Origin of the sequence: Paenibacillus ihuae (genome assembly GCF_001368795.1) — a bacterium.
Classification (GTDB): domain Bacteria; phylum Bacillota; class Bacilli; order Paenibacillales; family Paenibacillaceae; genus Paenibacillus_AQ; species Paenibacillus_AQ ihuae.
On sequence record NZ_LN831198.1, the window covers coordinates 208,341 to 212,593 of the forward strand.

The 4,253-nt window shown below is 49.1% G+C and carries 3 protein-coding genes; all 3 read left to right on the forward strand.

What is annotated here, in order from left to right; genetic code table 11:
• Window positions 1–485: PA14 domain-containing protein (locus AQR02_RS00910; protein ID WP_245237015.1), on the forward strand; the 485-nt coding region annotated here is incomplete at its 5' end.
• A 211-nt stretch (window positions 486–696) separates the two neighbouring features.
• Entirely contained in the window at window positions 697–2,214 is a 1,518-nt protein-coding gene (locus tag AQR02_RS00915; RefSeq protein WP_054938986.1) for a glycosyl hydrolase, read from the forward strand.
• Window positions 2,215–2,272: 58 nt separating this feature from the next.
• Window positions 2,273–4,253, forward strand: a 1,981-nt coding sequence (locus AQR02_RS00920; RefSeq protein WP_425339950.1) for a polysaccharide lyase family protein, incomplete at its 3' end; no start/stop codon positions are given.

Sequence of the window (4,253 nt, forward strand, 5' to 3'; positions counted from 1 at the left end):
CGCCGACAGCAGCGCCAACGCCGACAGCAGCACCAGCACCAGCACCTGCGGCCAACGGGCTGCAAGGGGAATATTTCAACAACATGCAGCTGGCGGGAACTCCCGCTGTAGTACGTAACGATGCGGTTCTTGACCTCAACTGGCGTCTTGGCTCGCCGGATGCGGCAATCGGAGTGGATTTCTTCTCCGTACGCTGGAGTGGTAAAATTAAGCCGCTGTATAGTGAGACGTACCAAATCTATACCTCTTCAGATGACGGTGTCCGTGTCTGGGTCAATGGCAGTCTCATCATTGACAGCTGGGTGAAGCAGAGTGGAACCGAACGCATGGGAAGCATAAACCTGCAGGCAGGACAGTTATATGATATTAAAGTGGAATATTATGAGAACCAAGGGGATGCAAGAGCGAAGCTGATGTGGGAAAGCCCCAGTCAGTTAAAGGGAACAGTCCCGTCAAGCGCCTTGTTCCTCCCTTCCGCTTCCTAAAATAAGCGATCGGCAGTCTGTTATATCACCGCCGTCACTGATGCTGGTTAAGCCGTTACAATACTAAATCCTCAAAAGTCCACCTATTAGGGCCCTGCTTACCAGCAGGGCTACTAAGCTATAGGCCTCAGTTGGCTGCTAAATGACTGCCCTGCTAAGGGAACCGTCACTTGCTCCATAGAGGTTTAACGGCTGGAGAAAGGAGTTAACATTGAACACTAACCGCAAGTTCCGGCTATTTACGACGATTGTGCCCATTATCTTCATTCTCTCTTTACTGCCATGGTCGGAGGTACGCAGCCTTCCGGTTACCCGGACTGTGGTTACCCCGGCAGCAGTGAATACTCCGATCAATCCTAACGCTTCCCAGGAGGCGGCCGATTTGCTGACCTATCTATCGAATCTCAGCGGGAACGGCATGATTTCAGGACAGCATGACTATCTGGAGAGTCCTGATGAATTCAACAATAAGCTGAAAAAGGCCACCGGGCAATCTGCTGTTTTGCACGGCTATGAGCTTGGAGCCATCAATAATCAGTCGGAATCTGCCATTAAGCGTCAGCGTAAGGCTGTAGTGAACAGTGCAATCAAATGGCATAAGGGCGGAGGCATCGTAGCGATGACCTTTCATCAGAACCTGCCCGGCACTTCTCCGGAATGGGCCAATGTGCATATGAGTCTCAGCCAGGAGATGTTTGATGCCTATGTGACCCCGGGAACAGCACAATATAAGAATCTGATTGCTGATATTGACGAGATTGCCGGGTATCTGGAAGATCTTCAGGATGCCGGAGTACCGGTTTTGTGGCGTCCCTATCATGAAATGAACGGAGACTGGTTCTGGTGGGGGAAGAAAGACAACTTCACTAAGCTCTGGGATATCATGTATAACCGTTTAACAAACACGCACAAGCTGAATAATCTGCTATGGGTATGGAATCCCAATGCACCTAATGAATGGTCGGATAATTTTGAGCCATATTTTCCCGGATCGGGAAAAGCAGACATTCTGGCGGCAGATATTTATAACAATGACTTCAAGCAGTCCTATTATGAGAATCTGCTGAAGCTGGCAGACGGAAAGCCTATCGGCATCGGGGAAAGCGGAGAGCTGCCAGACCCTGTTATATTGTCTCAAACCCAAAGTAAATGGGTATATACCATGACATGGGGGAAAATGCTGACTGAAAAAAATGATATGCAGAAAATCAAAAATTTTATGAATGATAATTATATCGTTTCCCGTGATGATTATATTATTATGCTCGCTAGCAAACCGAACACGAAACCTTCCGCTTCGACCAAGGGATTAAGGGCGCAGTATTTCAATAATATCGATCTGTCCGGCGGAGCACAGCTGATCCGGAATGACAACAAGATTGACTTCAACTGGCATGGGGATGCTCCGGCAGTCGGCCTCGGGAAGGATCTCTTCTCAGTTCGCTGGACTGGAATGATCATGCCGATATATAGTGAGAAATATACGTTTACGGCCTCTTCGGATGACGGAGTGCGGCTCTGGATTGACGGTAAACTGGTGATTGACAGCTGGAAGAAGCAGAGCGGCGTCGGACGTGAGGGAAGCATCGAGCTTACCGCCGGAACCTCATATGATATTAAAGTGGAGTACTATGAGAATCTCGGGGACGCCAACATCCGTTTATTGTGGAAGAGTGCCAGCCAGAAGCAGGGGATTATCCCCAAAAGTGCATTAACCCTCCCTAAGTAACCTAATCGAACTTTACGACTTATGAGCAGACACCCCAGAAGAAAGCGAGGACAAAGGAATGAGGACTAAGAAAAAAACAACCAGACCTCTAAAGTTACTACTAAAATTTGCGGCTTTAACCATCTTGTTTCTTATGTCCGTTTCTGTCTTCGGAGATGATGGGACGAAGCGGGGCGATGTGGAGGTAGACATGACTAAGTTGTCCTCAGCGGCTGATGCAGGTCCGGCTTTGCCGGACGGTAATGTACTGTGGCAGCTGGGGCAGCGCGATGGATCTGCCGGAGAATTTGCAGCTTCCGGTTCCTCAGACGCTAAAAAGACTTATAATGCTGTCTCTACCGTAGCCAAGGCTGTTGAGCTGAAAGGCGTTCCTTCGGGCCTGCGGGGAGACACCAACCCTGAACTGATTATTACGTATAATTTGAATAAGATCCCGGCGAACGGGGTCTTATTTCGCGTAAGTATTCTCGATGCCTACAAATCCGTTCCGCAAATGAGTGTCTTCTCCAATCATCAGCTGTCAGGCATGATACAGATTGCCGGTGTTGCCGGGACGGACAGCAAATATACCTTCCGCAAAACATATGAACTCTATATCCCGAAGGAACAGCTGGTGCAGGGCAGTAACGAGCTGAAGCTGCGGTCTACGCGCGGTATTTATTCCTCAAGTATGGAAGATAAGTACGACTGGTGGACCTGGGATTCCTTAAGTCTCGAATCGCTGAATGCTCCTATTAAAGAGCCGATTCACGGCAGCTATACACTGACCGGCACTATGGTCAACAACAAGCAGTTTTATTTTGATGAAGGTGCGGTTACTCATTTGCCTTACATCATGAAGTGGCTTGGCGTAGCATACAGCGGCAATATTATGCGCACCAGCTGTGCCAGCGATGTCGGCCGCTCCTGCTCCAACATGGAGGATTATTATAAAGTACTCAGGGATTACAATATGCAGTCAGTAGCCCTGTATCTGTACACGGGAGATATTAAGCTCAAAGCTGACGGCTCGCTGCCGGAAGACGCAGAGAAGAAGCTGAACGATTACTTTAGACAGTACGGCTCTTACTTTCAGTATTATGAAGTAGATAATGAGCCAGGCCTGTTCAATCGTTCAAAGGCGGTCAATCTGGCCATCGCCGATTGGCTGAACAAGAAAGGCAAGGAAATTGCCCCTCATTCCCAGACTGTGGCACCGGGCTGGGCTTACTGGCCGAGCTACAGCGCGGATTCCTGCGGCAATCAAAAGGGGACGGTCAAACAGTGCGGCGACCCTGACGGCTGGGAACGTGATCCGGAGCAGCGTAATGAGCTCGAAGAGGTAACCGATTTGACCAACGGGCATTCCTATGGGGAATCCTATATTTTCAGCAACGGAGGCAGCTTTACTGAGAATCTCAAGACCTTCGGCGGAGCTGCAGACGGCCTGGGCAAAAAAATGCTGACGACTGAATTCGGTACTTCGGATAGCCACGTGGATGCTTACCAGTATGGGGCTTCCGAGCCTACAGCAGCAGTGTTTGACCGGATTATGCGCGCCCATATCGGTTATGCGGATATGTTTGTGCAGCATGCCGCCTTTTTCAAAAATTTCAGTTTGTTTAAATACGGATTCAATCTGGAGGAGCATGATCCGGCCAAGACAGAGATTTACTATACAAAAACCAACGAGGATTCCCGTGTCAGTATCATGAGAAGACTTAGTCTCGCTTATGCAACACACGGTACACCGTTAACCTATCAGATCAGTAATAAGGATCAGCTGGCAGACAAACTTGTATATGTCCGTGCTGTAGACACCTCTACCCTTACGCCGCTGGCAGGCAGCGGGGCAACCTCCAATAAACTGCTGGTTAACTTTGTGAACTTTGAAGAGACAACGCAAAAGGTCTCTGTGAAGGTAACGATGCCGAAAAAAACAGTCTACGAGGGAGAACGGTTTGGCAACGGAGATACTTATGAGGAAGCCCGCAGTTATATTTCAGGCAGAAGTGCTACACCTGTACTGGAATTTAACGAGACCCTCGCCCCGGGGGAGG